21 protein-coding genes and 2 tRNA genes are annotated in these 26,691 nt (G+C 56.6%); 16 read left to right on the plus strand and 7 right to left on the minus strand.

All coding sequences use genetic code 11. From position 1 onward, the window contains the following. The first annotated feature begins 41 nt into the window (after positions 1-41). The 8 genes from rlmN to der all read left to right on the plus strand — a co-directional run bounded on the left by rlmN (position 42) and on the right by der (position 8,802). Complete coding sequence (gene rlmN, locus BY454_RS05290; protein WP_104415718.1) at positions 42-1,154, plus strand: 23S rRNA (adenine(2503)-C(2))-methyltransferase RlmN; 1,113 nt, start codon at positions 42-44, stop codon at positions 1,152-1,154. Between the two features lie 55 nt (positions 1,155-1,209). Further along, positions 1,210-1,992 (plus strand): type IV pilus biogenesis/stability protein PilW, encoded by a 783-nt coding sequence (gene pilW, locus BY454_RS05295; protein WP_258075567.1) that lies wholly within the window; start codon positions 1,210-1,212, stop codon positions 1,990-1,992. After that, complete coding sequence (locus tag BY454_RS05300) at positions 1,982-3,043, plus strand: RodZ domain-containing protein (protein ID WP_104415717.1); 1,062 nt, start codon at positions 1,982-1,984, stop codon at positions 3,041-3,043. Before pilW ends, BY454_RS05300 begins: the two co-directional genes overlap by 11 nt. Positions 3,044-3,078: 35 nt before the next feature. Beyond that, entirely contained in the window at positions 3,079-4,197 is a 1,119-nt protein-coding gene (gene ispG / locus BY454_RS05305) for a flavodoxin-dependent (E)-4-hydroxy-3-methylbut-2-enyl-diphosphate synthase (RefSeq protein WP_104415716.1), read from the plus strand. A gap of 69 nt (positions 4,198-4,266) precedes the next feature. Further along, complete coding sequence (hisS, locus tag BY454_RS05310) at positions 4,267-5,514, plus strand: histidine--tRNA ligase (protein ID WP_219820605.1); 1,248 nt, start codon at positions 4,267-4,269, stop codon at positions 5,512-5,514. A 47-nt stretch (positions 5,515-5,561) separates the two neighbouring features. Then, on the plus strand, positions 5,562-6,206 hold the full coding sequence (locus BY454_RS05315) for a YfgM family protein (protein ID WP_104415714.1): 645 nt from the start codon (positions 5,562-5,564) through the stop codon (positions 6,204-6,206). Next, on the plus strand, positions 6,203-7,375 hold the full coding sequence (gene bamB, locus BY454_RS05320) for an outer membrane protein assembly factor BamB (RefSeq protein ID WP_104415713.1): 1,173 nt from the start codon (positions 6,203-6,205) through the stop codon (positions 7,373-7,375). Before BY454_RS05315 ends, bamB begins: the two co-directional genes overlap by 4 nt. A gap of 5 nt (positions 7,376-7,380) precedes the next feature. Further along, entirely contained in the window at positions 7,381-8,802 is a 1,422-nt protein-coding gene (gene der / locus BY454_RS05325) for a ribosome biogenesis GTPase Der (RefSeq protein WP_104425544.1), read from the plus strand. Here the strand turns inward: der and BY454_RS05330 are convergent. Further along, the gene (locus BY454_RS05330) at positions 8,792-11,212 is read right to left on the minus strand and encodes a bifunctional diguanylate cyclase/phosphodiesterase (protein WP_104415711.1); all 2,421 of its coding nucleotides are present in this window, start codon (positions 11,210-11,212) and stop codon (positions 8,792-8,794) included. The two genes, der and BY454_RS05330, sit on opposite strands and share 11 nt — an antisense overlap. A 232-nt stretch (positions 11,213-11,444) precedes the next feature. Here BY454_RS05330 and ccoM point away from each other — a divergent pair, with 232 nt between their 5' ends. Beyond that, positions 11,445-11,573: a cytochrome c oxidase subunit CcoM gene (ccoM, locus tag BY454_RS17010; RefSeq protein WP_258075570.1), complete on the plus strand. Its 129-nt coding sequence runs from the start codon at positions 11,445-11,447 to the stop codon at positions 11,571-11,573. Positions 11,574-11,625: 52 nt separating this feature from the next. On the opposite strand, the gene BY454_RS05335 is transcribed toward ccoM, so the two are convergent. The 3 genes from BY454_RS05335 to BY454_RS05345 all read right to left on the minus strand — a co-directional run bounded on the left by BY454_RS05335 (position 11,626) and on the right by BY454_RS05345 (position 13,100). Beyond that, a tRNA-Glu gene (locus BY454_RS05335) sits at positions 11,626-11,701 on the minus strand. A gap of 86 nt (positions 11,702-11,787) precedes the next feature. Further along, complete coding sequence (locus BY454_RS05340) at positions 11,788-12,693, minus strand: TIGR01777 family oxidoreductase (protein WP_104415710.1); 906 nt, start codon at positions 12,691-12,693, stop codon at positions 11,788-11,790. A 29-nt stretch (positions 12,694-12,722) separates the two neighbouring features. Continuing rightward, the gene (locus BY454_RS05345; protein WP_104415709.1) at positions 12,723-13,100 is read right to left on the minus strand and encodes a sirohydrochlorin chelatase; all 378 of its coding nucleotides are present in this window, start codon (positions 13,098-13,100) and stop codon (positions 12,723-12,725) included. 95 nt (positions 13,101-13,195) lie between these two features. Here BY454_RS05345 and BY454_RS05350 point away from each other — a divergent pair, with 95 nt between their 5' ends. The 4 genes from BY454_RS05350 (at position 13,196) to BY454_RS05365 (ending at position 16,769) form a co-directional block, all read left to right on the plus strand. Continuing rightward, entirely contained in the window at positions 13,196-13,798 is a 603-nt protein-coding gene (locus BY454_RS05350; protein ID WP_104415708.1) for a DUF924 family protein, read from the plus strand. Positions 13,799-13,913: 115 nt separating this feature from the next. Beyond that, positions 13,914-13,989, plus strand: a tRNA-Gly gene (locus BY454_RS05355). Between the two features lie 168 nt (positions 13,990-14,157). Continuing rightward, a complete protein-coding gene (locus BY454_RS05360; RefSeq protein WP_104415707.1) occupies positions 14,158-16,098 on the plus strand; it encodes an ATP-binding cassette domain-containing protein in 1,941 nt (646 codons plus the stop codon). Then, the gene (locus BY454_RS05365) at positions 16,095-16,769 is read left to right on the plus strand and encodes a DUF6901 family protein (RefSeq protein ID WP_104415706.1); all 675 of its coding nucleotides are present in this window, start codon (positions 16,095-16,097) and stop codon (positions 16,767-16,769) included. Before BY454_RS05360 ends, BY454_RS05365 begins: the two co-directional genes overlap by 4 nt. 45 nt (positions 16,770-16,814) lie before the next feature. On the opposite strand, the gene BY454_RS05370 is transcribed toward BY454_RS05365, so the two are convergent. Continuing rightward, on the minus strand, positions 16,815-17,246 hold the full coding sequence (locus tag BY454_RS05370; protein ID WP_104415705.1) for a universal stress protein: 432 nt from the start codon (positions 17,244-17,246) through the stop codon (positions 16,815-16,817). A gap of 374 nt (positions 17,247-17,620) precedes the next feature. On the opposite strand from BY454_RS05370, the gene fadB reads away from it, so the two are divergent. From fadB to topA, 3 genes are all read left to right on the plus strand, one after another. Further along, positions 17,621-19,768, plus strand: a complete 2,148-nt coding sequence (gene fadB / locus BY454_RS05375) for a fatty acid oxidation complex subunit alpha FadB (RefSeq protein ID WP_104415704.1) — start codon at positions 17,621-17,623, stop codon at positions 19,766-19,768. A 33-nt stretch (positions 19,769-19,801) separates the two neighbouring features. Beyond that, positions 19,802-20,977: an acetyl-CoA C-acyltransferase FadA gene (gene fadA, locus BY454_RS05380; protein ID WP_104415703.1), complete on the plus strand. Its 1,176-nt coding sequence runs from the start codon at positions 19,802-19,804 to the stop codon at positions 20,975-20,977. Between the two features lie 215 nt (positions 20,978-21,192). Beyond that, positions 21,193-23,835 (plus strand): type I DNA topoisomerase, encoded by a 2,643-nt coding sequence (gene topA / locus BY454_RS05385; RefSeq protein ID WP_104415702.1) that lies wholly within the window; start codon positions 21,193-21,195, stop codon positions 23,833-23,835. Between the two features lie 211 nt (positions 23,836-24,046). On the opposite strand, the gene BY454_RS05390 is transcribed toward topA, so the two are convergent. After that, positions 24,047-24,916: an NAD(P)-dependent oxidoreductase gene (locus BY454_RS05390; protein WP_104415701.1), complete on the minus strand. Its 870-nt coding sequence runs from the start codon at positions 24,914-24,916 to the stop codon at positions 24,047-24,049. A gap of 118 nt (positions 24,917-25,034) precedes the next feature. Then, entirely contained in the window at positions 25,035-26,309 is a 1,275-nt protein-coding gene (gltA, locus tag BY454_RS05395) for a citrate synthase (RefSeq protein ID WP_104415700.1), read from the minus strand. Positions 26,310-26,691: the final 382 nt, after the last annotated feature.

Here is a 26,691-nt window from a genome sequence, read left to right on the forward strand (position 1 = left end):
TTCTGCCACCTCCGTATTGGTTATCTGATCGAGGTTATGTCATGACTGCCCCTGCCGAAAAAACCAACTTCCTGGGGATGCCCAAAGCCAAGCTTGAGGCGTTTTTCGAGGAAATCGGCGAGAAGCGCTTTCGCGCCCAGCAGATCCTTCAGTGGATCCACCAGCGAGGCGTCGATGACTTCGATCAAATGACCAATATGAGCAAGGCCCTGCGGGAAAAGCTCAAGCAGGTCGCTGAAATCCGCGGCCCGGAGGTGATCTACGATGAAACCTCCAAAGACGGGACCCGCAAATGGGTCATGCGCATGGACAATGGCAACAGCGTTGAAACCGTGCTGATTCCCGATGGCGAGCGGGGTACGCTATGCGTGTCCTCCCAGATCGGCTGTACCCTGGATTGCACCTTTTGCTCAACTGGCAAGCGTGGATTTAATCGCAACCTGACGGCGGCCGAAATCATTGGCCAGGTATGGGTGGCCCGCAAGGCGTTCATGCCGTTCGAGCCAGGCCCGGACCGGCCCATCACCAACGTGGTGATGATGGGCATGGGCGAGCCGCTGATGAACTTCGATAACGTGGTGGATGCCATGAACCTGATGATGGAGGACCTGGCTTACGGTATCTCCAAGCGTCGGGTGACGGTCAGTACCTCGGGGGTTGTGCCGGCGCTGGATCGCCTGAGTGATGTTACCGATGTGTCACTGGCCATCTCTCTCCATGCGCCCAATGATGAGCTCCGTAACCAATTGGTACCGCTGAATAAAAAGTACCCGATTGCGGAGTTGTTGGCAGCCACCAAGCGGTATATGTCCCGCTTGCCGGATAAGCGCAAGGCGACCATTGAATACACCGTCATTGAAGGTGTGAATGACCAGCCGGAACACGCGCGGGAGCTTGCGGTGCTGCTTAGGGACCTGCCCTGCAAAATCAACCTGATTCCCTTCAACCCGTTCCCGGAAAGCAATTTCAAGCGCCCGAGCATGAATGCCACCCGCCGCTTCCAGAAGGTAATGAATGAGGCTGGCTACGTGACCACCATCCGGACTACCCGGGGCGACGATATTGATGCAGCTTGTGGCCAGCTTGTGGGGCGCGTTGAGGACCGCACGCGAAGAAGTCAGCGACATATTTCTGTGCAACAGGTTGCGCCTTGAGTTCAGGGCAGTGCTAAGCTGGACAAGATTCTCTTTAATGGCAAAGGAAGGTTCCATGAAACTGGTCGGCGTTTTACTTGTGGTGGGGATGATGTTGTCTGCCTGTGTGACGACGACCGACAGCCCATTTGCGCGTGAAGCCGACAGAGACAAAGCGCTGGCGAATTATGTCAAGCTGGCCACGGCCTATATCGGTCAGGGTAATCTGGAGCGGGCCGAGCATCATCTTGACCGGGCCTTTGAAATCGATGATGACTACGCGCCTGCACTGGCAGCCCAAGGGCTGGTCTATAGCAGCCGGGGCGAGGCAGACCTCGCTGAAAACAGTTTTCGTCAGGCGCTGAGAGCTGATGACGACTACACCCGTGGTCGCACATACTACGGTGCCTACCTGTATTCGCAGCGACGCTTCCAGGCGGCCAGGGATCAATTCAGTGTGGCGTCCAGGGATGTGGAATACGAAGATCGTGGTAGTATCTTCTTTAACCTCGGCATGACAGAAGAGCGATTGGGCAACACCGAAGCGGCTGTAAAAGCGTACCGACGTTCGGTTGAGCTGACCCGGGGTGAACCCCGATCATTGCTGGCGTTGTCCCGGGTGCTCGTGGAAGAGGGCGACTATTCAGCTGCCTCCCGATTCTATGGTCGGCTCCTGCGTGTGATGCGTGGCAGCACCCGGCATTCGCATTCGCCGGAAAGTCTACTGACGGGTATAAAAATCGCTCGGCATTATAATGACGAGGATCAGGAAGCCAGTATGGCCCTGATGTTGAAAAACGAATATCCCGACTCTCTCGAATATCAACAATACAAGGTTCTGATTGCCAATGAGCAGTGAGGAACAACCCAAAAGATCAGCCGAACCTGTCGGATATCAACTTCGGCGTGCCCGGGAAAAACTGGGGCTGGATGTTTCGGCAATCGCCGACCAACAGCACCTTCGAACGTCTGTGATCCAGGCCATCGAGGATGGTGATTACAGTAAAGTCGACACGGAACTATTCCTCAAAGGTTACGTACGGGCTTACGCGAAGCAGGTTGAACTGGACGCCGACGCTATCATCCGTGACCTGGATGCTGAGCTGGAGCCGCTGAGGAAAGAACGTGAACGCCAGCACGAAGCCGACCCCCTGGTTGATATTCAGCGGAAAAAAAGCCGGAAACGACGGATAGCCCGTGCCGTGGTTGTTCTTGTCGTGCTGGTTGGTATCGGGTTTGGTATTACAACCTGGATGGCCGATGGCGGTCGCCGGTTGCCGGGTTTTTCGCCCAGCACGGTATCTGAAAGTACTGAGGGCGATAGTCTTGCTGCGCAGGAAGAACCGGTGGATCAGAGTCTTGAACAAACCAGTGAGTCTTCCAGTGCACAGTCGGAGTCCGACGCGACGCCTGAAGTTGATGAGGCTGTTGATGTGCAGGGCGTCGACGACGGTGCAACCGATGTGATTCACGATCCGGTGGAACAGGCTACCGAAGAGGCGGCTCAGGCTCCGACTGAAAGCGCTGCAGAAGCGAGCGTGGAGACAGCCTCAGTCGAAAACGTTACTGATGTTTCGGCGCAGCCTGAAGCGATCGAAACAACTGAGTCAGCCCAGGTTACTGAGCAAGAACCCCAAGAACTCGGTGAGCCCGCAGTGACAGATGAAGCCACATTGCGGATGAGCTTCAGCGATGCCTGCTGGGTCCAGGTCACCGATGCGGATGGCAACCGATTGACCAGCTCGCTGTATTCACAAGGTGATGTTCTCGACGTGGCAGGTTCCGCCCCTCTAGATGTTATCGTAGGAGCCATGAGTGCGGTGGCCTCCCTGGAATTTCAGGGGGAAGCGGTGGACCTTGGCAGCTTCCGTGTCGTAAACAACAGGGCCCAGTTCACGCTTGAGCCCTGATTCAGAATGCCCGAACAGATTGTTGGTTGCTTCTCATGAAACATGAATCTCCGATAAAGAGACGTGAATCCCGCCAGATCATGGTGGGTGATGTGCCCATTGGTGGCGGTGCGCCGATTGCCGTTCAGAGCATGACCAACACCAATACCTGCGATGTCGATGCCACGGTTGCCCAGATCCGTGCTATTCAGGAGGCCGGGGCGGACATTGTTCGTGTTTCCGTGCCCTCCATGGATGCCGCCGAAGCCTTTGGCAGGATTCGCGAACAGGTATCCCTGCCCCTGGTTGCAGACATCCATTTTGACTACAAGATTGCCCTTCGGGTGGCAGAGCTGGGCGTTGATTGCCTGCGCATCAATCCTGGCAATATTGGTCGCGACGATCGCGTCAGTGCCGTCATTAGCGCCGCCCGGGACCGGGGCATTCCCATCCGCATCGGAGTCAATGCAGGCTCCCTCGAGAAAAGCCTGCAGCGCAAATACGGCGAGCCTACCGCAGAGGCGCTGGTGGAATCAGCCATGCGTCATATCGACATTCTCGACCAGCATGACTTCCAGGATTTCAAGGTCAGCCTGAAAGCCTCGGATGTGTTCATGACGGTTGATGCCTACCGACAGATTGCCTCGCAAATCGAGCAACCGCTGCATCTGGGCATCACCGAGGCCGGCGGTTTCCGCTCTGGTACCGTGAAGTCCTCAATTGGCCTGGGAATGCTGCTGATGGACGGCATTGGCGACACCATTCGTGTATCCCTGGCGGCCGACCCGGTACAGGAAATCAAGGTGGGCTTCGATATCCTCAAGAGCCTGCGGTTACGTAGCCGGGGCATCAACTTTATTGCCTGCCCGAGCTGCTCGCGCCAGAACTTCGATGTGATCCAGACCATGAACGATCTGGAAGAGCGGCTCGAAGACGTTAACACCTCCATGGATGTGGCGATCATTGGCTGCATCGTGAACGGACCCGGGGAAGCAAAAGTGGCGGACCTGGGGCTGACCGGTGGTAGCCCAAGGAACCTGCTCTACCTGGATGGTAAGCCCAACCAGAAGCTGGAAAACGCCACTCTGACCGATGACCTCGAACGCTTGATCCGTGAACAGGTTGCCAAGCGCAAAGAGCAGGAAGAGGCGGTCATCGCACGTTCCACAGATTAACGTCCCCACACTTTGAACCACTCAGTAAATCAGGGTTTTAACTTGGCAAAAATCAAGGCGATCCGGGGGATGAACGACATTCTCCCGGACCAGACACCGGTCTGGCAGTATGTTGAGTCGACAGTAAGACAGGTTCTGGGCCAATACGGGTATCAGGAAATCCGTATGCCCGTTGTTGAGCAAACAGAGCTGTTCAAACGCTCCATCGGCGAGGTTACCGACATCGTCGAGAAGGAGATGTATACCTTTGAGGATCGCAACGGTGACAGTCTCACCCTGCGCCCGGAAGGTACCGCTGGCTGCGTGCGTGCAGCGGAGGAGCATGGCCTTTTGTTCAACCAGACGCGTCGTCTCTGGTACACCGGCCCGATGTTTCGCCATGAACGCCCCCAAAAAGGCCGTTATCGCCAGTTCCACCAGATTGGTGTGGAATGCTTTGGCATGGCCGGGCCTGATGTTGATGCCGAGTTGCTGATCCTGACCGCGCGCCTGTGGTCCGCCCTGGGCCTGCAGGGACATGCCCGCCTGGAAATCAACTCCATCGGTACCAGTGAATCACGGAAAGTGTATCGCCAGGCTCTGGTGGCCTACCTTGAGCAATTCAAGGACCGCCTGGACGCGGACAGCCAGCGGCGACTGGAGACCAACCCGCTGCGCATCCTCGACAGCAAAGACCCGGGTACTCGAGAGGTCCTGACCGATGCTCCCGTGCTGGACGACTACCTCGACGATGAATCCCGCGCCCACTTTGCCCAGTTAAAGGCACTGCTGGATGCGGCCGGTGTGCCCTATACCGTGAATCCGGCATTGGTCCGGGGCCTTGATTACTATGGCAAGACGGTATTCGAGTGGATTACCGACAGTCTGGGTGCCCAGGGCACAATCTGCGCTGGCGGCCGGTACGATGGCCTGGTTCAGCAGTTGGGTGGCAAGCCAACCGACGCGGTCGGCTTTGCCATGGGCGTTGAGCGCCTGATACTGCTGCTGGAAACCCTGGAGCTTGTGCCCGAGCACGTCAATAACCAGGCCGACGTTTACATCACCGCCATGGGGGAGTCTGCTGTTGCGCCCGCGCTGTCCGTGGCCGAGCAACTTCGTGACCAGTTGCCGGGCAGGGTGATCGTCAGTCATTGCGGGGGCGGCAGCTTCAAGAGTCAGATGAAAAAGGCGGACCGCAGTGGCGCGCGCTATGCGGTTATCCTTGGTGAGAATGAAATCAACAACGGGACTGCTGGTCTGAAACCCCTGCGTGATGACCAGCCCCAGCGGGAAGTGCCTCAGGCAGAGCTGGCCAGTGAGTTGGCGAAGCTGGTGTAACGCCGTGTTGGCGACCCTCAATATTCTAAAAATCGACAGGAGTGTACATGGCTGAGTTGCGCACCGAAGAAGAACAGCTTCAGGCAATCAAGGACTGGTGGAAAAAGAATGGCGGCTCCCTGCTGATTGGTATTGGCGCCGCCCTTGCCATCGTCTTCGGCTGGCAGGCCTGGCAGAACCATCAGGCCTCACAGCGTGCCGAGGCCGCTAACCAGTTTGCCGCCTTGCAGAGTGCCTTTTCTGCAGGTGATGACCAGGAAACCGTTGAATTTGTAGCGGAAACCCTGCGCAACGAATACAGCAGCAGTGCCTACGCCATTTATGGAAATCTGGTATTGGCTCGTCAGCAGATGATGGCGCAAAACGATCCTCAAGCTGCGGCTGAATCCCTTAACTGGGCTCTCGAGAAAGCCGCCGATTACCCGGCATTGAGCCTGGTAATCCGGAACCGACTGGCCCGGGCCCAGTTTGCCGCGGGCAATCATCAGGCTGCCTTGTCCACTCTGGATCAAGCCGGTACGGCGGAAGGGTTCGATGCGATATTCTCCGAACTTCGGGGTGATATCCGCCTGGCCATGGGCGACCGCGATGCTGCCCGTGAGGCCTATCTTGCCGCCCGTGAGCAGGGTGTGCAAAACAACAGTGTCCTTGAGCTTAAACTGTCCGACCTGGGTGTCGGGGGTGATGCATGATCCGGTTTAAGGCGTCGTTCCGGGTTACCTGCCTGTCGTTATTGTCTGGCATAACCCTGCTGACAGCCGGCTGTAGTTCCACGGAGATCGTTGAACAACCCGCTCCGTTGCCGGATGTGACCGAAACGGTTGAGTTTGATGAGCTGTGGAGCGTCTCTGTTGGCGACGGCCACGATGACGAACTCCTGCAATTGGCTCCTCTCTATGCCGGTGACACCATCTATGCGGCTTCCGCTGATGGCGTGGTTATGTCGGTGGCCACTGAAAACGGAGATGTTCAGTGGGAAAGGGAGCTGGACGATCGCATTTTTGCCGGCCCGGGTGCCGATACCCGCCAACTTTATGTCGTTAGCAGCAATGCCGAATTGATTGCTCTGTCCCGTGAGGATGGTAGCGAGCAATGGCGTACCGAGCTGCCCACTGAAGTGCTGGCTGCGCCCCAGTCCAACGGCTCTCTGGTGGCGGTTCAGACCATTGATGGTCGGCTGATCAGCTTTAACGCCAGTAGCGGTGAACAGCTCTGGCAGTACCAGGCCCAGGTTCCGGCCCTGACTCTGCGCACGGGCGCAGCGCCACTGGTGGGCGGCGACATTGTCATTGGTTCCTTTTCTAACGGCCGGGTGATTGCCCTGAGCGCCGATGCCGGCCAGCCGGTCTGGCAGTATCAGGTTGGTCAGCCCCAGGGCCGCACTGAGCTGGAGCGCCTGGTGGATATCGGTGGCCAGCCGCTGGTTCTCGATTCAGCGCTGATGGTGGTGGGGTACCAGGGCAAGCTCGCCCTGATTGAGACCCGCTCCGGTCAGGAAATCTGGAGCCGGCCGGCATCCAGCTATTATTCGCCAGCCATTGGTGGTGGCAATATTTACCTGGCCTCGGCCAATGGTGATGTCATCGCCTTGCAGGGCAGTGATCGTCGGGAACTCTGGATTCAGGATCAACTGTCCTGGCGCCAGGTAACCCGGCCAGCAGTCTCCGGCGACTACCTGGTTGTTGGCGACTACGAAGGCTATCTGCACGTGCTTTCAGCTGAAAACGGGCAACTGGTCGGGCAGGACAAGTTCGATGGTGACGGTATCCGCGTACCAGTCCAGGTGCTGCGGGATGGTAAGCTGCTCGTTTACGGAAACAGCGGAGACATGGCTGTTCTCCAGCTGGAACAGGACAACTAACCATTATGACACCAGTAATTGCCCTGGTTGGACGCCCCAATGTAGGAAAGTCCACCCTGTTTAACCAGATGACCCGCTCGCGTGATGCGCTGGTTGCTGACTTTCCCGGCCTGACCCGTGATCGCAAATACGGTGAGGGCAACTACGAAGGCCAGAAGTTTATTGTCATCGATACCGGTGGCCTGACAGGTGATGAGGCCGGTATCGATGCAGAGATGGCGCGCCAGTCGCTGCAGGCCGTGGAAGAAGCCGATATCGTGCTGTTCCTCGTGGATGGCCGCGCCGGTCTGACCGCTGGTGATGAGATGATCGCCGATCACCTGCGTCGTTCCGGCAAGCGTGCCCATCTGGTAGTGAACAAGACCGACGGCCAGGACCCGGATATGGCCGCAGCGGAGTTTTACAGCCTCGGCTTTGAGTCCAACTTCCTGATTGCGGCAGCCCACAACCGTGGCATTCGTTCGCTGCTTGAGGAATTGTTGCCGGAGCCGGTCGATCCGGAAGAAGAGGACCGGGCAGATCGCTATCCGGGTATCCGTATTGGTGTTGTGGGTCGACCCAATGTGGGCAAGTCCACCCTTGTTAACCGCATGCTGGGTGAAGAGCGGGTTGTCGTCTATGACATGCCCGGGACCACCCGTGACAGTGTCTACATCCCGTACGAGCGTCATGGTGAGCAATACACGCTGATTGACACAGCCGGTGTGCGCCGCCGAAAGAACGTTAATGAGGCGGTGGAAAAGTTCTCCATCATCAAGACGCTGAAAGCGATTGAAGACGTCCATGTAGTGATTCTGGTGATTGATGCTCGCCAGGGATTGGTGGAGCAGGACCTGCATCTTATCGGCTTTGTGCTGGATGCCGGTCGTTCGCTGGTTATCGCCGTTAACAAATGGGATGGCATGGACCCGGATGACCGGGCCCGGGTCAAAGAGCAGGTTGCGCGTCGTCTGGATTTCCTGGACTACGCCGACAAGTATTACATCTCTGCGCTGCATGGCACTGGGGTGGGTACGATGTACGATTCGGTACACGCCTGCTATGAATCGGCCATGTCAAAGTGGCCGACCAACCGGCTCACAGCCCTGCTGCAGGATGCCGTAGCACAACATCAACCACCGATGGTTCGCGGCCGGCGTATTAAATTGCGTTATGCGCACCAGGGCGGCTCCAATCCGCCGGTGATTGTGGTTCATGGTAATCAGGTCGATGCCCTGCCAGGCGCCTATAAACGTTATCTGGAAAACACGTTCCGGAAGGTCTTGAAGGTGGTGGGTTCTCCGATCCGGTTCGAGTTCCGCGCCAGCGAGAACCCGTTCGCCGAGAAGGTGGATCGGCGAACGCCACGTCAGAAAGTGAAACAGGACAACGATCTGAAAAAAGGTCGGCGAAGTAAGCGGGTTCGCCAGAAAAGCGTCAAACGTTAAAGCGGTCCTTATTGGCCCGGCCATTGGTTTGTAGCCAGTGGCTGAAGGCCTGCGATGACATCGGGCGGCCATAGAAGAAGCCCTGGGAGCAGTCGCAGCCCTCGGTCTGTAGAAAATGACTCTGGGCCTCTTCCTCGACACCCTCAGCGATCACTCTCAGGCCAAGGCTGTGTGCCATGTTAATAATGGCACGAACCAGCGAAGCATCCTCGGCTTCTTTCAGCACATCGTGCACAAACGATTTATCAATCTTCAGGGTATTGAAAGGATAGCTTTTCAGGTAACTGAGTGCGGAATAGCCGGTTCCGAAATCATCCACTGACAGACGAATGCCGCGCTGGTCCAGCTGCTTCAGAATGTCCGCAGTCTCAATTGAGTTGTCGAGAATCAGGCGCTCTGTTACTTCCAGCTCAAGCGTGTCGGCCGGCATGTTGGCAGCTTCCAGTGCCCGTGAGATCCTGTCGAGGAACCCGGCGTCCCTGAACTGGCGGGGCGATACGTTGACGGCAACCTGCAGCTCAAGCCCGATCTCCCTCCGCCAGTGGGCGGCTTCCAGCAGAGCTTCGTTAATCACCCATTCACCAATGGTCAGGATCAAGCCGGTCTCCTCGGCCAGAGGAATGAACCGGTCGGGCATCACCAGCCCCAGTACCGGGTTATTCCAGCGCAGCAGGGCTTCGGCTGCCATCACCCGCCCGGAGGTGGTATCAACAATGGGCTGGAAAAAAAGCTCGAATTCACCCTGCTCAAGCGCTTTACGCATCAATGACTCCATCTGAAGGCGCTCGTGGGAGACTTCCGTCATATCCGGGGTGAAACGTGCGTAGGCGCTCTTACCGGCGTGTTTGGCCTGATACATCGCCGCATCAGCATGGCGCAGCAGGGTGCCACTGTCACCCGAGTCGGTCGGGAAGGTGGCAATGCCGATGCTGGTGGTCACAAAGACTTCCTGGTCAGCCAATGAAAAAGGCGTGGCGAAGGTATGCAGGATACGTTCGGCCACCTGGCAGGGGGCGTTCGGGTCAGAAACGCCGGGCAGGATAACCAGGAACTCATCCCCTCCCAGTCGGGCTACGGTGCTGGCGCCCCGCAGACAGCTGGAAACACGCCGCGACGCTTCGACCAACAGGGTGTCTCCGGCATCGTGGCCAAGTGTGTCATTGATATGCTTGAAGTTGTCCAGGTCCAGGAACATGACGCCAACTTCGCTCTTGTCCCGGCGTGCCTGTGCCAGGGCGAGCTTGAGTCGATCCATGGCGAGCATCCGGTTTGGCAAGCCGGTGAGGATGTCGTAGTTGGCCTGACGCAAGAGTTGCTGCTCATAGCGTTTTCGTATGCTGATGTCCTCGCCAAGGATCAGGTAACCGTTGATTTGACCGTTGGCGTCCTTGATTGCCGTGATGACCAGTTGCTCCCAGTAGCGTTCCCCATTGCGCCGTACACTGTTGATCTCGCCTTGCCAGACACCCACGCGTTGCACCTGTAGCTGGATGGTTTGCCAGAATTGGCGGGCCTGGTGGCTGTTCATGTCATGGTTGATCAGGGTTGACGGATGCCGGCCCAGTATTTCACTGGGTTTATGCCCGGTGAGCTGGCCGAACTTCCGGTTGGCGTACTCGATTTGCCAGTGTTTGTCACAGATCAGCACTGAGGAGGGGCTCTGTTCGATGGCCTTGGACAGTTTCAGGATTTCGGTGGCATCCCGCTCCCGCCGGGCAACGTCGTCGTTGAGCCGCTCGCGCATTTCATTGATGGCTTCGGTGACCAGGCCCAATTCATCGCGTCGGTTGGGGCGGTCGAGAGTTAGGGGCTGGGACAGGTTTTGTAATGACAGATCCCGGGTATAGTCCGCCATGGCGGTGAGGTGCCGGGTTACAAGATGGCGGAAGATCCAGAGACTGATGATCGCGACAATGAAGACGGTGAGGAACTGGGTGCCAATGATAAAACCGACACGCCGGCGTAGCTCCGTGTAAACCCGGTTCACATTTGCGGTTATTGTCAGTTCGCCGAGCGTGAGATCCTTGTTGCTTTCATGAACCAGCGGAAAACTGTAGGTGAGAGTGTCTCCGTTCCGGGGCAGTTCGCCCATGACAAGCTCGGAATCCGGGGCGATTTTCAGTCTAAGGTGGTCGATGTCAGGTAACCCTAGAATCCCCTTCAGCTGGATTTCGATGGATTGCTCATCCAAGGCCCACAGGCTGCGCGCCAGGCTGGAGGCCGATCCCGCTTCTATTCTTTCAAGCCGCTGCTGAATCTCTTCCAGGTCATTCTGGTAGTCGGCGTGAATCTGTAGGCCAGAAGCCAGCAACGTAAAGGCGGAGCTGGATAACAGCACCCAGGCCAGAAGTCGGAAAGAAAGAGGGGAGGTCGTCCGGGTACGCCTCTGAGGCATTGAAAATTTTGCCATGTCTCTGGATTGCCGCCGCGCCAAGCAAAAGGGTAAAACAGACGTTTAATATTGGGAGACTATAGCAGCTGTTTATGTCGCTTGCGTTATTTGTAACGACGCAACGGTTATAAACCGTGAATAATGGCAATTATTGCAAGCGTGAAATGAGGTTGATGCAGATCAATACCGGAAAAATGACAGCGGCGTAACCTGAGATTAATCAAGGTTAGTAAGAGCAGGAGAAACTGTTATGTATACAGACGTCGTAGTGATCGCCGGTATTGGAACCGTTGTATTGATGCTGGGCTTTTTTGTGGGAGTTGGCATCTTTGTCATGAAAGATCAAAAACACCAGCATGGGAAAGCACCCAAGAAGTGATCGACGTGGAGGGCAGCGACACTGGGTGTGCTTGCTGCCTTGCTTTGAAAATTGGCGTCCCCTAGGGGGTTCGAACCCCTGTTGCCGCCGTGAAAGGGCGGAGTCCTAGGCCACTAGACGAAGGGGACGCAACGTTTTCAAAAGCTTGCCTCGTCGAGGTGGCGCGTATATTAAGTAAGAGCCCCTTGGGTGTCAACGGTTTTTTTAAAAAAATTTACCGACCCACACTCTCCTCGAGTGCCGGTTTCAAATCCGGGTACTCGAACTCAAAGCCTTCCTCTTTCAACCGTTCAGGTATCGCCTGCTGACCGGTGAGTAACAAACTGGCCATTTCCCCCAGTGCGAGCTTCAGTGCGGGGGCTGGCGCAGGGAAGACAGCAGGGCGATGAAGCACATCAGCAAGGGTCTCTGTAAAAGCTCGGTTCGTTGCAGGGTTCGGGCTCACCATATTATAGGCCCCGCGAGCCGTTTCTGTTTCCAGCATCCAGGTCAGGCCCCGCACCACATCGGCCCTGTGCACCCAGGGCATGAATTGGTCCCCGGACCCAAGCCGACCTCCCAGCCCAAGCTTAAAGGGTGGGAGCATGCGCTGCAGAAAGCCGCCGCCCCGACCAACAACAAGTCCGGTTCGGGACAGGCACACCCGGACGCCTTCCGGTTCTATATTGAGGGCTGCCTGTTCCCAGTCACGGCACAGTTCGTGGGTGAACTCATCTTTCGGGGGCGTCTTTTCGGTTACCAGTTCGCTGCCCTGATCGCCGTAAAAGCCCACCGCAGAACCGGAAACCAGAACCGATGGCTGTTTCTCCCAGCTCAGCGCGATCTCTACCAGCTCTCTGGTGAGGTCAATACGACTACTTCTCAAAGCTTTTTTTCGTGTCTCAGTCCAGCGTTTTTCCGCAATGCCTTCGCCGGCCAGGTTAATGACGCCATCAAAGCCGCTGTGCCCGTCCAGCTCGTCCAGCTGATTGACGACATCGACTCGCCCGCACAGGGAACGAACGGTATCCGGGGGTTGACGGCTCAAGACTGTCAACTGGTACCCCTTGTCATTAAGTGTGCGGCACACTTCCTTGCCGATGAAGCCGGTGCCGCCGGTGATCAGAATTCGATGCTCCATGGTTCGCTCCTGATTGACGTTGGTGGGGCTCAGTCCAGGGTTGATTCAAGCTCTTCCTGAACAACGTCTTTAATGGCGTCACCCAGTTTGGGGTTCATGCCAATTGGGTCGGCCAACCGAATGCTCACCTGGTGCTGGTCTTCGAGCTCTGCAATCATGGCTGGAACATCTTTGCGCAGATGCCTGCCAGCCGCCAGAAACAGCGGCACCACCGTGAAATTCTTCATGCCTGCCTGTTTTCCGCTGGCGATCACGTCGTGGAGAGACGGGGTTGCCAGCTCCATATAAGCAATAGCAGAGTTTTCCACGGATTTCAGGGTGGGTTCTGCCAGGCGCTGAAAGGTCTCGCACCAGCGTTGATCGCTGCTTCCGTGAGCGAGCAGAATGACTTGATGTACTTCGGGCATGGTGTCGTCCTTTATCGTGCAGGGTGATTGGATTCGTGGTGTTTGCTTTGTGTTTGTACGATGATGAATCCTGAAATGTATCAAGGAGTCGTCTAATGTTCGATTGGCAGGAACTTCTGGATTTCTGGTTTGGCCCTTTGGATGAGAGTGGGCTGCCCGACGCCGAGCACCGTAACCGTTGGTTTCGCTCTGATCGTCGTTTTGACCAGGAAATACGTCGGAGGTTTCTTTCACTGGTGCTGTTCGCCTCGGAGCAGGGTCTGGCGCACTGGCGTGAGCAACCTGGGGGAGCCCTGGCGGAAATCCTGCTGCTGGATCAGTTCTCCCGTAACATCTATCGCGGTGTCGCTTTGGCATTCGAGAACGATGCATTGGCCTGCAAGCTGTGTAAAAGGGCCATGGAGCGAGGGCAGGATCAGGCGTTACCGGCGGTTCAAAGAGCATTTCTGTATATGCCCTTACAACATTCCGAGAAATCGAAGGATCAGGATCTCTCAGTTGAGTGTTACGAGCAACTGGCGGCCTCCCACAGCGGCATACTCGGCGACTTCCTGAATAGCTTTTTGGCCTCGGCCCGTGATCACCATCGTATCATTACGCGTTTTGGTCGTTTTCCCCACCGCAATCGCGCTCTGGAGCGGCGGTCCACGCCGGAAGAGGAAGAGTACCTCAAAGGTGCGTCTTCGTATGGCCAATAGTCGTTAATGGATGCCTGAAAGGACTGCGGCAATATTTTTTTAAAAAACCGGTTGACGGGCGGTCTGTTATCCGTACAATACGCACCCGTTGAGAGGCAACGCCCTCACACAAAAAGCGGGAATAGCTCAGTTGGTAGAGCACAACCTTGCCAAGGTTGGGGTCGCGAGTTCGAATCTCGTTTCCCGCTCCAGATTTAAAAAACCCGACCTTGTGTCGGGTTTTTTTGTTTATACTCCCGTCTGTTTTTTATCGAAGAATCACCCTTGGTGCTATTCGCTGTCAGTACGCCGCCCCAATAAGCCGGGCACATGCCGGTGGGTGATTTGATTGTCACTTCCGAGCAGGAGTCCTGATTACAGTGCCTTTGCTATCTCTGGATAAAGTCTCGCTTGCCTTTGGCATGCACCCTCTGTTGAACGAAGCCTCCCTGGTGATTGAGCCCGGTGAGCGTGTCTGCCTGTTGGGCCGCAACGGCGAAGGCAAATCCACCTTGCTGAAAATTGTCAGTGGCGACGTAACTCCCGATGGCGGTACCGTCCGGCTGGACGAGGGGGCAACACTGTCGGTATTGCCTCAAACCTTACCCTCGGATGACACCCGAACCGCGTACGAGGTGGTTTCCTCAGCCTTTCCCGAAACAGGCCAGCTGTTAACCGAGTTCCATCATCTGTCTCAACAAGCCGATGAAGCCAGCCTGGATCGAATGATGAAGGTGCAGGAGCGCCTGGAGGCATTGGACGGTTGGCGACTGGATCAGAAAGTCACCACGATACTGGCGCAGTACGGTGTTGATCCGGACCAGACCCTGGACCGGCTTTCCGGCGGCTGGCAGCGGCGCGTGCTATTGGCAAAGGCCCTGGTGGTCGATCCGGATATTCTCATGCTTGATGAGCCCACCAACCATCTTGATGTGCCGGCGATTGCCTGGCTGGAGGAGGCCCTCGGCCAGTTCCGGGGTGCCATGCTGTTTGTCAGTCACGACCGGGCGTTTATCCGAAGAATGGCGACTCGTGTGGTTGAGCTTGATCGAGGTCAGTTGGTCAGTTTCGCGGCGAGTTATGATAAGTACCTTGAGTTGAAGGAAAAAGCGCTGGAGGAAGAGGAGCGCCAGAACGCCCTTTTCGACAAAAAGCTGAAGCAGGAAGAGGCTTGGATTCGCCAGGGCATCAAGGCGCGTCGAACCCGTAATATGGGGCGTGTCAGAGCCTTGAAGGCCATGCGGGAAGAGCACCGTCAGCGCCGGGTGCGGGGTGGAACGGCCAATTTTGCCGTGGAGGAAGCGGCGAAATCCGGAAAGCTGGTGGCTGAAGCCCAGGGAGCCGGGTTTGCCTATCCCGATGGATACCGGGTTATCAAAGGCATGGATCTCACCGTCCTGCGCGGTGACAAAATTGGTCTGGTAGGCGAAAACGGCACCGGGAAAACCACGCTGGTTCGTCTGTTGCTCGGTGAGCTGCAACCCACGGACGGAAAAATCCGCCTCGGTACCAACTTGCAGGTAGCCTATTTTGATCAGCTGCGTGGTGAGCTGGACCTTGAGCGCAATGCTCTGGATAACCTGGCCGAAGGCAGGGAATTTATCGAGATTAACGGCCAGAGCAAGCACGTGCTTGGCTATCTCCAGGAGTTTCTGTTCACGCCGGAGCGCGCGCGTTCTCCAGTCAGCGTTTTTTCGGGTGGTGAAAGGGCACGGCTGCTGTTGGCGAAGCTGTTCAGCAAACCGGCCAACATCCTGGTGCTGGACGAACCGACCAACGACCTGGACGTTGAAACGCTGGAATTGCTGGAAGAGCAGCTGGCCGAATTCAAGGGCACAGTGATCATTATCAGTCACGACCGGGAATTCCTGGATAACGTGGTAACCGATGTGATCTTCCTGGATGGCACCGGCTCGGTGCGGGAGTACGTTGGTGGCTACAGCGACTGGCGCCGCCAGGGCGGGCGCTTTCCGTCAGAATTGTCCGGGCTGAAAGTTGATCGGCAGGATAAGGGCTCGAAAATAAAAGAAAAACCGTCCGCCGAGTCGGATAAAAGCGAGGACGGCGGTAAAAAATCGGCTGGCAAGAAGCCGGCCAAGCTGAGTTACAAACTGAAGCGCGAACTGGAAGAGTTGCCAGCCCGGATTGAATCCCTGGAGCAGGAAGTGGCCGATCTTCATGAAACGATCGCCAATCCGGATTTTTATGCCGGGCAGCCGGATGAGGTGTCGGCCACGCTTGAAAAGCTGGCAGAGGCCGAGGCAAACCTTGAGCAGGTGATGGAGCGCTGGATGGAGCTGGAGGAACAGGCAAATCAATGAATATTAAATATCAGTTCAGGTTTCAGGATGGCCGGGATACCGAGTTCAGGGTGACCTCGGAGCCCGCGCAGTTACCTGCAGGCCTGACGCCGCCGGCGTGGGTCAAGCTGGATTATTGCCAATGCAGCACCTGCCCGCTGAAGGCAAACCCGGAGGCTACCTGTCCGGCGGCCGTCGCGATGTTGCCTGTGGTTCGTGAGTTTCAGGCCGAGGACGCCTATCAGAAGGTGGAGGTGACGGTGACAGACGAGCGCCGCTCCTACTTCAAGAGCACGACCCTCGAGGAAGCTCTGCGGTCACTTTTGGGCCTCAAGATGGCCACGAGCGGTTGTCCGGTGTTGGCCGAATTGAAGCCGATGGCGCTGCATCACCTGCCGTTTGCCAACAGCGATGAGTTTGTTATGCGCAGTGTGGGTGACTACCTGCTGGAGCAATTATTTGCGAAGCGGAATGCTGGCGAACCGGACTGGGATCTGACCGGTCTGGTGGAGCGAAATAAACGATTGCAACTGGTGAACCAGGCGCTGTGGCAGCGCATCCATGCTGAGTGTCGGGGAGACAGCAACCTGAAGGTGCTGTTGAGCTTCTTTTCCATGGCCTCCAGTGTCAGCGTGTCACTGGAAAGCCAGCTTCGAAAACTGCAGGCAAGAATGAAAGGGGAGGTGGCCTGACCACCTCCTTCACGCCATTGGCCGCCGACCTTGGCGGCCTCGTTCTCAGTGAATGCGAACGGCCAGTACGTCGCATTCCGTGCCGTGCAGCACTCCATTGGCGGTGGAGCCCAGCAGAAGCTGGAAGCCTTTACGGCCATGACTGCCAACCACGACCAGATCAACGTCATGTTCTTTGACCAGGCTGTGCACCTCGGACTCCGGTCGGCCCACGGTGACAATCTGGTTTACCTTCTCAATGCCATACTCTTCACCGTACTTGCCAAGCTGTTCGCGGGCAGCTTTATCCAGCTGGTCCTGCAGTTCGCTCAGGTCCATGGGAATGTCCCCGCCATAGGCGTAGCCCACCGGTTCCACAACGTGCACCAGCATCAATTCGGCGTCCTGTGAGTCGGCCAGGGTCCGTGCTTTGGCCAGAACCTGGGGGGCTTCCTCGGTCAGGTCGATGGCGACCAGCATCTTTTTATAGGTGGACATTGTGTAACTCCTTTGTGTGTTGGAATAATCCTAGGATAGTACCCGCAAGGTACCGGGAAAAGCCTGTTTGCATTCTGACGGTGATCAAGCGCAATGAAAAGCCTGGCAAGAGGCTTTGACTGGCCCCGTTGCGCCACTATGCTTCAAGAGCCGCTTGAAGAAATTGTCTGTCGCATCACTTTGATCAGTACATTTCTTGCAGAAACAAATTGACAAGCGCTCGTTTTTTTCTCATCGTGTGAATCACGATTCAAACAGTTGTATGAATTTTGGATCGAATGATCGGACAGTGACCGAAGTCTCGCTGCCCAGCCGTTGCCCGGAGTCTCCGCAGGCAAGGCCGGCAGTTCCAAACACAACCTGGAGATCAGTTGATGATTTACGAAGGTAAAGCCATCACGGTTAAAGAGATGGAAGGCGGGATTGCCCAGTTGAACTTCGACTTGCAAGGCGAGTCAGTCAACAAGCTTAACCGACTTGCTCTCGAAGAGTTGCACGCGGCAACCGATGCCGTTAAAGCCCGGAATGATCTGAAGGGCATGGTGGTAACCAGCTCAAAGGACAGTTTCATCGTCGGTGCTGATATCACCGAATTTACCGGTCTGTTTGCAGGTCCGGAAGAGGACATCATTGCCAAGACCAAGCAGGCCAATGATATTTTCAGTGCCATTGAGGATCTGCCGTTTCCCACTGTCACGGCCATCAATGGCATCGCCCTGGGTGGCGGTCTTGAGCTGGCGCTTTCAACCGATTACCGCGTTATGGCCCCCAAGGCCAAGATTGGCTTGCCGGAAGTGAAGCTCGGCATCTTCCCGGGCTTTGGCGGTACCGTGCGTCTGTCCCGCCTGGTGGGTGTGGATAATGCCATTGAGTGGATTGCCGGCGGCACCGAAAACCGCGCCGATGCGGCCCTGAAAGTAGGTGCCGTGGATTCGGTGGTGGAAGTTGAAAAGCTGGTGGAATCAGCCGTTGCCATCATCAACCAGTGCAACGAAGGCAAGCTGGACTACCAGGCGCGTCGCGAAGAGAAGAAAGGCAAGATCAAGCTCAACGCCATGGAAAGCATGATGGCGTTTGAAACCGCCAAAGGGTTCGTGGCAGGGAAGGCCGGCAAGAACTATCCGGCCCCGGTCGAAGCCATCAAGGCCATGCAGAAGCATGCCGGTATGACCCGCGACAAAGCCATTGAAGTCGAGGCCAAGGGCTTCGCCAAGATGGCCAAGACCAACGTCGCAGCGTGCCTGGTCGGGCTGTTCCTGAATGACCAGGCCCTGAAGAAAAAGGCCGGTGCCTGGTCGAAAGAAGCCTCTGAGGTAAACCTGGCAGCGGTGCTGGGTGCCGGTATCATGGGCGGTGGCGTGGCTTATCAGTCCGCGCTGAAAGGCACACCGATCCTGATGAAAGACATCAATCAGGACGGTATTGCCCTCGGCCTGAAGGAAGCCAAGAAGCTGCTGAGCAAGCGGGTCGAGAAGGGCAAGATGGACGCCGGCAAGATGGCCGACGTGCTGAACAGCATTACGCCGACGCTGAATTACGGTGATTTCAAGAACGTAGACTTGGTTGTTGAAGCGGTTGTTGAAAATCCGAAGGTGAAAGACGCGGTGCTTCGTGAGACCGAAGAGGCGGTTCGGGAAGACACCATCCTGACCTCCAACACCTCCACCATCTCCATCGACAAACTGGCGGCTAACCTCAAGCGTCCGGAGAATTTCTGCGGCATGCACTTCTTTAACCCGGTGCACATGATGCCCCTGGTTGAGGTGATCCGTGGCGAGAAGACCTCCGACCGGGCCATTGCCACTACCGTGGCCTATGCCAAGGCCATGGGCAAAACCCCGATCGTGGTTAATGATTGCCCTGGCTTCCTGGTGAACCGTGTGCTGTTCCCGTACTTCGGCGGCTTCATCGGCCTGGTTCGTGACGGTGCCGACTTCCAGAAGGTCGACAAGGTCATGGAAAAGTTTGGCTGGCCCATGGGCCCTGCCTACCTGCTGGATGTGGTGGGCATGGATACCGGCAAGCACGCCGGCGAAGTGATGGCCGAAGGCTTCCCGGACCGGATGAAGCATGAGGGCACCACGGCCATTGACGTGATGTTCGACAACAATCGTTATGGCCAGAAAAACGACGTTGGTTTCTACAAGTACGAGCTGGATAAAAAAGGCAAACAGCAGAAGGTGGTCGATGAAGAGACCTACAAACTGCTGGAGCCGATTGTTCAGGGTAGTAAGGAGTTCGACGAAGACGACATCATCGCCCGCATGATGATTCCGCTGTGCCTTGAGACGGTCCGCTGCCTGGAAGATGGCATTGTCGAGGACCCGGCGGATGCGGACATGGGCCTGATCTACGGCATCGGTTTCCCGCCGTTCCGTGGTGGCGCCCTGCGCTATATCGATGATATGGGCGTGGACAAGTTCGTTGAACTGGCAGACAAGTACGCAGATCTCGGGGCGCTTTACCACCCGACCGACAAGCTGCGTGAAATGGCCAAGAATGGCGAAACATTCTTTGGTTAACCCTGAACGAGATTTCCGAACGGAGAAAGATCTATGAGCCTTAATCCGAGAGACGTTGTCGTCGTCGATTGCGTGCGGACTCCGATGGGTCGTGCCAAGAATGGATGTTTCCGCAATGTGCGTGCGGAAACCCTGTCGGCGACGCTGGTCGAGGCCCTGTTTGACCGCAACCCCCAGCTGGATCCCAAAGAAGTGGAAGACGTAATCTGGGGCTGTGTGAACCAGAACAAGGAGCAGGGGTTCAACATTGCGCGGCAGATGTCGCTGCTGACCCGTATTCCCCATGAATCGGCGGCCCAGACTGTCAACCGCCTGTGTGGGTCTTCCATGACCGCCATCCACACCGCTGCCCAGGCCATCATGACCGGCAACGGTGAGGTGTTTGTGGTCGGTGGTGTCGAGCACATGGGGCACATCCCCATGACCGACGGCTTCGACCACAACCCGGCGGCCTCCAAGTATTCCGCCAAGGCTTCCAATATGATGGGCCTGACGGCGGAAATGCTGGCCAAGATGCACGGCATTACCCGCGAACAGCAGGACGAGTTTGGTGCGCGCTCACACCGGTTAGCCCATGAAGCCACGGTCGAGGGGCGCTTCAAGGATGAAATCGTGCCTGTGCAGGGGCACGACGAGAATGGCTACGTGAAGCTGATCGAAGAGGACGAGACTATCCGGCCGGAGACCACAGTTGAGTCCCTGGCGCAGCTGAAACCGGCCTTTGACCCGAAAAACGGTACGGTCACTGCTGGTACCTCATCCCAGCTCACCGATGGTGCGTCAGCGCTGGTGGTGATGTCTGCGGAGCGTGCCCAGGCACTGGGGCTGACCCCGATCGCCAAGGTGCGCAGCATGGCGGTCGCCGGTTGTGATCCGGCCATCATGGGCTATGGCCCGGTACCGGCCACCAAAAAGGCGCTCAAGCGTGCCGGTCTGAAGCTTGAGGACATTGATTTCTGGGAGCTGAACGAGGCCTTCGCAGGCCAGTCACTGCCGGTACTCAAGGATCTCAAGCTGTTGAATGTGATGGATGAGAAGGTGAACCTGAACGGCGGTGCGATTGCCCTGGGGCATCCGCTGGGCTGTTCCGGTGCGCGGATCTCCACCACGTTGCTGAACGTCATGCAGTCCCGTGGCGGTACACTGGGTGTTTCCACCATGTGTATCGGTTTGGGGCAGGGCATCGCCACGGTTTGGGAACGGGTCTGATAACCGTTCTTCATTCCTGGCATTCCTGTGAAAAGCCCGGCAAACTCGCCGGGCTTTTTTTGTTTACAGGGTTGTCTTGCAAATCCTGACCCTGTAAAACAGTGAAGCAACAAACAATGGCAGCCGTCTGTGTTTTCCAGTTGCCTGATTTTTATGCGAGTTTACGGTTTGTCCAATCGTTAACCGATTGATCGCCAAGGATACAGATTTCCGTTATGGGTAAAAGTCTCGTTATTGTCGAGTCGCCAGCGAAAGCGAAGACCATCAACAAATACCTCGGTTCGGACTACATCGTGAAGTCCAGTGTGGGGCATATTCGTGACCTTCCGGTCAGCGGCAGTGGTTCCAAGTCGGACCCCAAAGAACGCGCCCGGCAGGCCGCCATCACCCGTAAGATGAACCCGGAGGAGAAGGCCGAGCATAAGAAGCGCAAGGCCCGAGAACAGCTGGTGGCCCGCATGGGTGTGGACCCGGATCACGATTGGAACGCCCAATATGAGATTCTGCCCGGCAAGGAAAAGGTGGTCAGTGAGCTCAAACGGCTGGCCAAGAACGCCGACCATATCTATCTGGCGACGGATTTGGACCGCGAAGGGGAGGCCATTGCCTGGCACCTGCAGGAAACCATTGGCGGCGAGTCCGACAAATACCGCCGTGTGGTGTTCAACGAGATCACCAAACGGGCGATTCAGGACGCTTTTAAAGACCCGGGCAACCTGGACGGCAATCGCGTTAATGCCCAGCAGGCTCGCCGGTTCCTGGACCGCGTGGTTGGTTACATGGTGTCGCCCCTGCTGTGGTCAAAGATCGCCCGGGGGCTCTCGGCCGGCCGTGTACAGTCAGTCGCTGTTCGGCTCATTGTCGAGCGCGAGCGGGAAATCCGTGCCTTTGTGCCGGAAGAGTTCTGGCAACTGCATGCGGACCTCAACGCCGAAGTGGCGAAGGATCCGGTGCGCTTTGAAGTCACCCGCTACAACGACAAACCTTACCGCCCGAACAACGAATCCCAGAGTAACGAGCATGTTGCCCGCCTGAAAGAGGGCGCGTTCAAAGTCGCGAAGCGGGAAGACAAGCCAACCCGTTCGCGTCCGTCGGCACCGTTTATTACCTCCACGCTGCAGCAGGCGGCGAGCAATCGCATGGGGTTCAGCGTCAAGAAAACCATGATGCTGGCCCAGCGGTTGTACGAGGCTGGTTTCATCACTTACATGCGTACCGACTCCACCAACCTGAGTCAGGACGCCATCATTAGCTGCCGCGAGTTTGTGCAGAAGCAGTTTGGTGAGCGGTATCTGCCGGAGAGCCCCCGGGTTTATGGCAGCCGTGAAGGAGCCCAGGAAGCTCACGAAGCTATTCGCCCCACCGACGTCACCCGTCGCCCCAGCGATATCAATGGCCTTGAGAAAGATGCAGAGAAGCTGTACGACCTGATCTGGCGTCAGTTCATTGCCTGTCAGATGGCCGATGCCGAATTCCTGAGCACGTCCATTGTGGTTGCCAATGGCGATTATGAGCTGCGCACCCGTGGCCGTATCATCAAGTTTGAGGGTTTTCTGAAAGCTGCGCCCCAGTCCTCCAAGAAAGACGAGGACCTGGCGCTGCCGGATATCAAGGTGGGCGATGCCCTGGACCTCAAAAAACTCGACCCGACTCAGCACTTCACCAAGCCGGCACCGCGCTATACCGAAGCCAGCCTGGTCAAGGAGCTGGAAAAGCAGGGCATTGGCCGCCCTTCCACTTACGCCTCCATCATCTCCACTATCCAGGATCGGGGCTATGTGAAGCTGCAGAACCGCCGCTTCTACGCCGAGAAGATGGGCGAAATTGTCACCGAGCGGCTGGCCGAGTCCTTCCCGAACCTGATGGACTATGACTTCACGGCTCGCCTGGAAGACGAGCTCGATGAAATCGCCGAAGGGGACATCGACTGGAAGAAGGTATTGAACGACTTTTACGCCCGTTTCCGTAACCAGCTGGAAGAAGCCGAGAAGTCAGATGGTGGCATGCGCGCCAACAGTCCCACCGAAACCGACATCCCGTGTCCCTCTTGTGGCCGGCACATGCAGATTCGTGTCGCCAGCACCGGGGTATTCCTGGGCTGCTCGGGCTATTCATTGCCGCCCAACGAGCGCTGCAAGACCACCATCAACCTCGTTCCGGGTGATGAGGTTGTCAGTGCTGACGAAGATGTGGAAGGCGAGGGCGAAACCCGCCTTCTGCGCAAGAAGCGTCGCTGTCCCAAGTGCGGTACCGCGATGGACAGCTATCTGATCGATGAAAAGCGCAAGCTGCACGTTTGTGGTAACCACCCGGATTGTTCCGGTTACGAGGTGGAAGAGGGTACTTTCCGTATCAAGGGCTATGATGGCCCCACACTGGAATGCGACAAGTGTGGCTCGGAAATGCAACTGAAGACCGGTCGTTTCGGCAAGTACTTCGGTTGCACCAATGCGGAGTGCAAGAACACCCGCAAGCTGTTGAAAAACGGTGAGCCCGCGCCGCCCAAGATGGACCCGGTGCCCATGCCGGAGCTGCAATGCCAGAAAGTGGACGATACCTACGTGTTGCGGGATGGTGCGTCCGGTCTGTTCCTGGCAGCCAGTAAGTTCCCGAAAAACCGGGAAACCCGGCCACCGCTGGTGATGGAGATCAAGCCGCATCGCAAGGAAATCGACCCCAAGTACGATTACCTGATGGATGCCCCGGAGAAAGACCCCGAGGGTAACCCGACGGTGATTCGCTACAGCCGGAAGTTCAAGCAGCAGTACGTGATGTCGGAAAAGGACGGCAAGGCGACCGGCTGGTCGGCCTGGTATGAAAACGGGCGCTGGGTGCCAAAAGACAAGAAGAAAAAGTGATTTTTGGCCACGGAATCCACGGAAGAACACGGAAATAAAAGACGAACAGATTTTTTAGCCACTAAACCCACGAAAGAACACGAAAGTAAAAGACAGGAAATCCTTTCTTTTATGCGGTTAATCTTTGTTCGTGTTCTTTAGTGGGTTTCGTGGCAAATCGTCTTTGTCTTTATCTTTTTTCCGTGTCCTTCCGTGGATTCCGTGGCGAATATCAGTCTTTCCGTAGCCTTTGGATGAGGGCGGAGGTATCCCACCGGTTGCCGCCCATATCCTGCACATCCCCGTAGAACTGATCCACCAGTGCCGTCACCGGCAGCTTGGCGCCGTTACGACGCGCCTCGTCCAGGCAAATGCCCAGATCCTTGCGCATCCAATCGACCGCGAAACCGTGATCAAATTCACCGGCAATCATGGTGCCGGAACGGTTTTCCATCTGCCAGGACTGCGCCGCGCCCTTGGAAATCACATCCACCACTTTCTGTACATCGAGGCCCGCCTGTTCGGCAAAATGCAGTGCTTCGGATAATCCCTGAACCAGTCCGGCGACGGCAATCTGATTCACCATCTTGGCTTTCTGACCGCTGCCCACGGGGCCCATCCGGTTGAGTGCCCGGGCGTAGCACTCCAGTACCGGGCGTGACTTCTCAAATACGGCTTCTTCGCCGCCACACATGATGGTCAGTTGGCCGTTTTCGGCGCCTTGTTGTCCTCCCGAGACGGGAGCATCCAAAAAGTTCTGTCCGCGCTCTGAGGCGGCTTGTGAGAGCTGTTCGGCAACCCCGGATGATGCCGTGGTATGGTCGACAAGGATCGCGCCCAGAGGGGCATTGGCGATGATGCCGTCAGGGCCAAGGTAAACCTCGCAGAGGTCCTTGTCGGCACCTACGCAGGTCAGAACCCAGTCGGCACTGCGAACGGCTTCTGCAACCGTGTCACACACCGCGCCGGGATGCTCGTCGAGCCACTGGCGGGCCTTGCTGGCTGTCCGGTTCCAGACGGTCACTTGGTGACCGGCAGTCGCCAGGTGGCCGGCCATGGGGTACCCCATGACGCCCAGACCGATAAATGCAATGTTGGCCATGAGTCAGCTCCTTGTGGGAAGTCCGTTAATTGGTGATTGGGTACAGGATAGGATAGTCCAGATACGAAAAAAGCCGCTGAAAACAGCGGCTTTTTATCACGCGATTGAAAAAGTAATTTTACTTTTTCGGGTAGTCGCGCTGGGTGTGACCGGTGTACAGCTGACGCGGACGACCGATACGGTTGGCACCGGAATTCATTTCGTTCCAGTGAGAGAACCAACCGATGGTGCGCGACAGGGCAAAGATCACGGTAAACATGGAGGTCGGGATGCCGATGGCCTTCAGGATGATGCCTGAGTAGAAGTCGACGTTCGGGTACAGCTTGCGCTCTACGAAGTAGTCGTCTTCCAGGGCGATCTGCTCCAGGCGCTGGGCGATCTTCAGCTGAGGATCGTCTTCCATGCCCAGTTCCTTCAGAACTTCGTGTGCAGTTTCGCGCATAACTTTGGCGCGCGGGTCGAAGTTCTTGTAAACGCGGTGGCCGAAGCCCATCAGACGGAACGGATCGTTCTTGTCCTTGGCCTTCTCGATGAATTCCTCGATCTTGGACTCATCGCCGATTTCAGCCAGCATGTCCAGAACCGCTTCGTTGGCACCGCCGTGAGCCGGGCCCCACAGTGCCGCGATGCCGGAGGCAATACAGGCGTACGGGTTGGCGCCGGTAGAACCTGCCAGACGAACGGTTGAAGTGGACGCGTTCTGCTCGTGGTCAGCGTGCAGGATGAAGATCTTGTCCATGGCCTTGGCCAGAACCGGGTTCGGGGTGTAGTCCTCACACGGTACGCCAAACATCATGTACAGGAAGTTTTCGGCGTAAGACAGGTCGTTACGCGGGTACATGAACGGCTGGCCGATGGAGTACTTGTAACACCAGGCTGCGATGGTCGGCATCTTGGCGATCAGGCGATGGCCAGTGATTTCACGCTGCTTGGGGTTAGTGATGTCCATCTGGTCGTGGTAGAACGCAGACAGTGCGCCTACAACGCCACACATGATGGCCATCGGGTGCGCGTCACGGCGGAAGCCGTTAAAGAAGTTGCGCATCTGATCGTGCAGCATGCTGTGGTTCTTGATGGTGCTCTTGTACTGCTCCAGCTGCTCATCAGTTGGCAGCTCGCCGTTCAGCAGCAGGTAGCAGACTTCCAGGAAATCGGAGTTTTCTGCCAGCTGGTTGATCGGATAACCGCGGTGCAGCAGGACGCCTTCGTTGCCGTCGATGTAGGTGATGGCAGACTCGCACGCTGCTGTGGAAACGAACCCAGGGTCGTAAGTGAAAACGCCTTCCTGAACCAAGCCGCGAACGTCGATAACGTCAGGGCCGATGGTGCCAGAATAAACCGGTAGCTCAATGGACTTATCTCCCACCGAGAGCGTGGCTTTCCTGTCGGTCATGGTGCTCTCCTGTTGATTAGCTGAAGCAGCTTTTCTGCATGTATCAATGCGCCAGAAAGCGCGTAGTTTTCGCAAATCCGGACGCAAAATATAGGGCTTCATCTTTTTTTGTCAATGGAAGCGCCAGAAAATCTGCAAATTTTACTAGATACGTAAATCAGGGATATCCCCAATTATAGGGGTTTAACCCCGGTTACGGTTTGTCAATACTCCGAAAAGAGGGTTTGGATCAGTCTCAATCCAAGCCGCGCACTAGTTTACGCGTTTGTAATCGTAAGGGGTACTCCTTATAATCCTCAGCCCGGAATCGGGGATGAATCTGTGCGCAGGGCTGCGATCAGCCGTTTGCAGCAAATCATCCGCCCTCCTGAACCGATCGGCT

The organism is Marinobacter persicus (assembly GCF_002934325.1).
Classification (GTDB): domain Bacteria; phylum Pseudomonadota; class Gammaproteobacteria; order Pseudomonadales; family Oleiphilaceae; genus Marinobacter; species Marinobacter persicus_A.

Excerpts from the sequence above, each read along its gene's own strand:
- fadB (WP_104415704.1), top strand. The coding sequence starts at position 17,621 with ATGATTTACGAAGGTAAAGCCATCACGGTTAAAGAGATGGAAGGCGGG.
- fadA (WP_104415703.1), top strand. The coding sequence starts at position 19,802 with ATGAGCCTTAATCCGAGAGACGTTGTCGTCGTCGATTGCGTGCGGACT.
- BY454_RS05340 (WP_104415710.1), bottom strand. The coding sequence starts at position 12,693 with ATGGAGCATCGAATTCTGATCACCGGCGGCACCGGCTTCATCGGCAAG.
- BY454_RS05390 (WP_104415701.1), bottom strand. The coding sequence starts at position 24,916 with ATGGCCAACATTGCATTTATCGGTCTGGGCGTCATGGGGTACCCCATG.
- BY454_RS05365 (WP_104415706.1), top strand. The coding sequence starts at position 16,095 with ATGAATATTAAATATCAGTTCAGGTTTCAGGATGGCCGGGATACCGAG.
- der (WP_104425544.1), top strand. The coding sequence starts at position 7,381 with ATGACACCAGTAATTGCCCTGGTTGGACGCCCCAATGTAGGAAAGTCC.
- bamB (WP_104415713.1), top strand. The coding sequence starts at position 6,203 with ATGATCCGGTTTAAGGCGTCGTTCCGGGTTACCTGCCTGTCGTTATTG.
- BY454_RS05350 (WP_104415708.1), top strand. The coding sequence starts at position 13,196 with ATGTTCGATTGGCAGGAACTTCTGGATTTCTGGTTTGGCCCTTTGGAT.
- topA (WP_104415702.1), top strand. The coding sequence starts at position 21,193 with ATGGGTAAAAGTCTCGTTATTGTCGAGTCGCCAGCGAAAGCGAAGACC.
- BY454_RS05315 (WP_104415714.1), top strand. The coding sequence starts at position 5,562 with ATGGCTGAGTTGCGCACCGAAGAAGAACAGCTTCAGGCAATCAAGGAC.
- rlmN (WP_104415718.1), top strand. The coding sequence starts at position 42 with ATGACTGCCCCTGCCGAAAAAACCAACTTCCTGGGGATGCCCAAAGCC.
- BY454_RS05300 (WP_104415717.1), top strand. The coding sequence starts at position 1,982 with ATGAGCAGTGAGGAACAACCCAAAAGATCAGCCGAACCTGTCGGATAT.
- pilW (WP_258075567.1), top strand. The coding sequence starts at position 1,210 with ATGAAACTGGTCGGCGTTTTACTTGTGGTGGGGATGATGTTGTCTGCC.
- BY454_RS05345 (WP_104415709.1), bottom strand. The coding sequence starts at position 13,100 with ATGCCCGAAGTACATCAAGTCATTCTGCTCGCTCACGGAAGCAGCGAT.
- hisS (WP_219820605.1), top strand. The coding sequence starts at position 4,267 with ATGAACGACATTCTCCCGGACCAGACACCGGTCTGGCAGTATGTTGAG.
- ccoM (WP_258075570.1), top strand. The coding sequence starts at position 11,445 with ATGTATACAGACGTCGTAGTGATCGCCGGTATTGGAACCGTTGTATTG.
- BY454_RS05370 (WP_104415705.1), bottom strand. The coding sequence starts at position 17,246 with ATGTCCACCTATAAAAAGATGCTGGTCGCCATCGACCTGACCGAGGAA.
- gltA (WP_104415700.1), bottom strand. The coding sequence starts at position 26,309 with ATGACCGACAGGAAAGCCACGCTCTCGGTGGGAGATAAGTCCATTGAG.
- ispG (WP_104415716.1), top strand. The coding sequence starts at position 3,079 with ATGAAACATGAATCTCCGATAAAGAGACGTGAATCCCGCCAGATCATG.
- BY454_RS05330 (WP_104415711.1), bottom strand. The coding sequence starts at position 11,212 with ATGGCAAAATTTTCAATGCCTCAGAGGCGTACCCGGACGACCTCCCCT.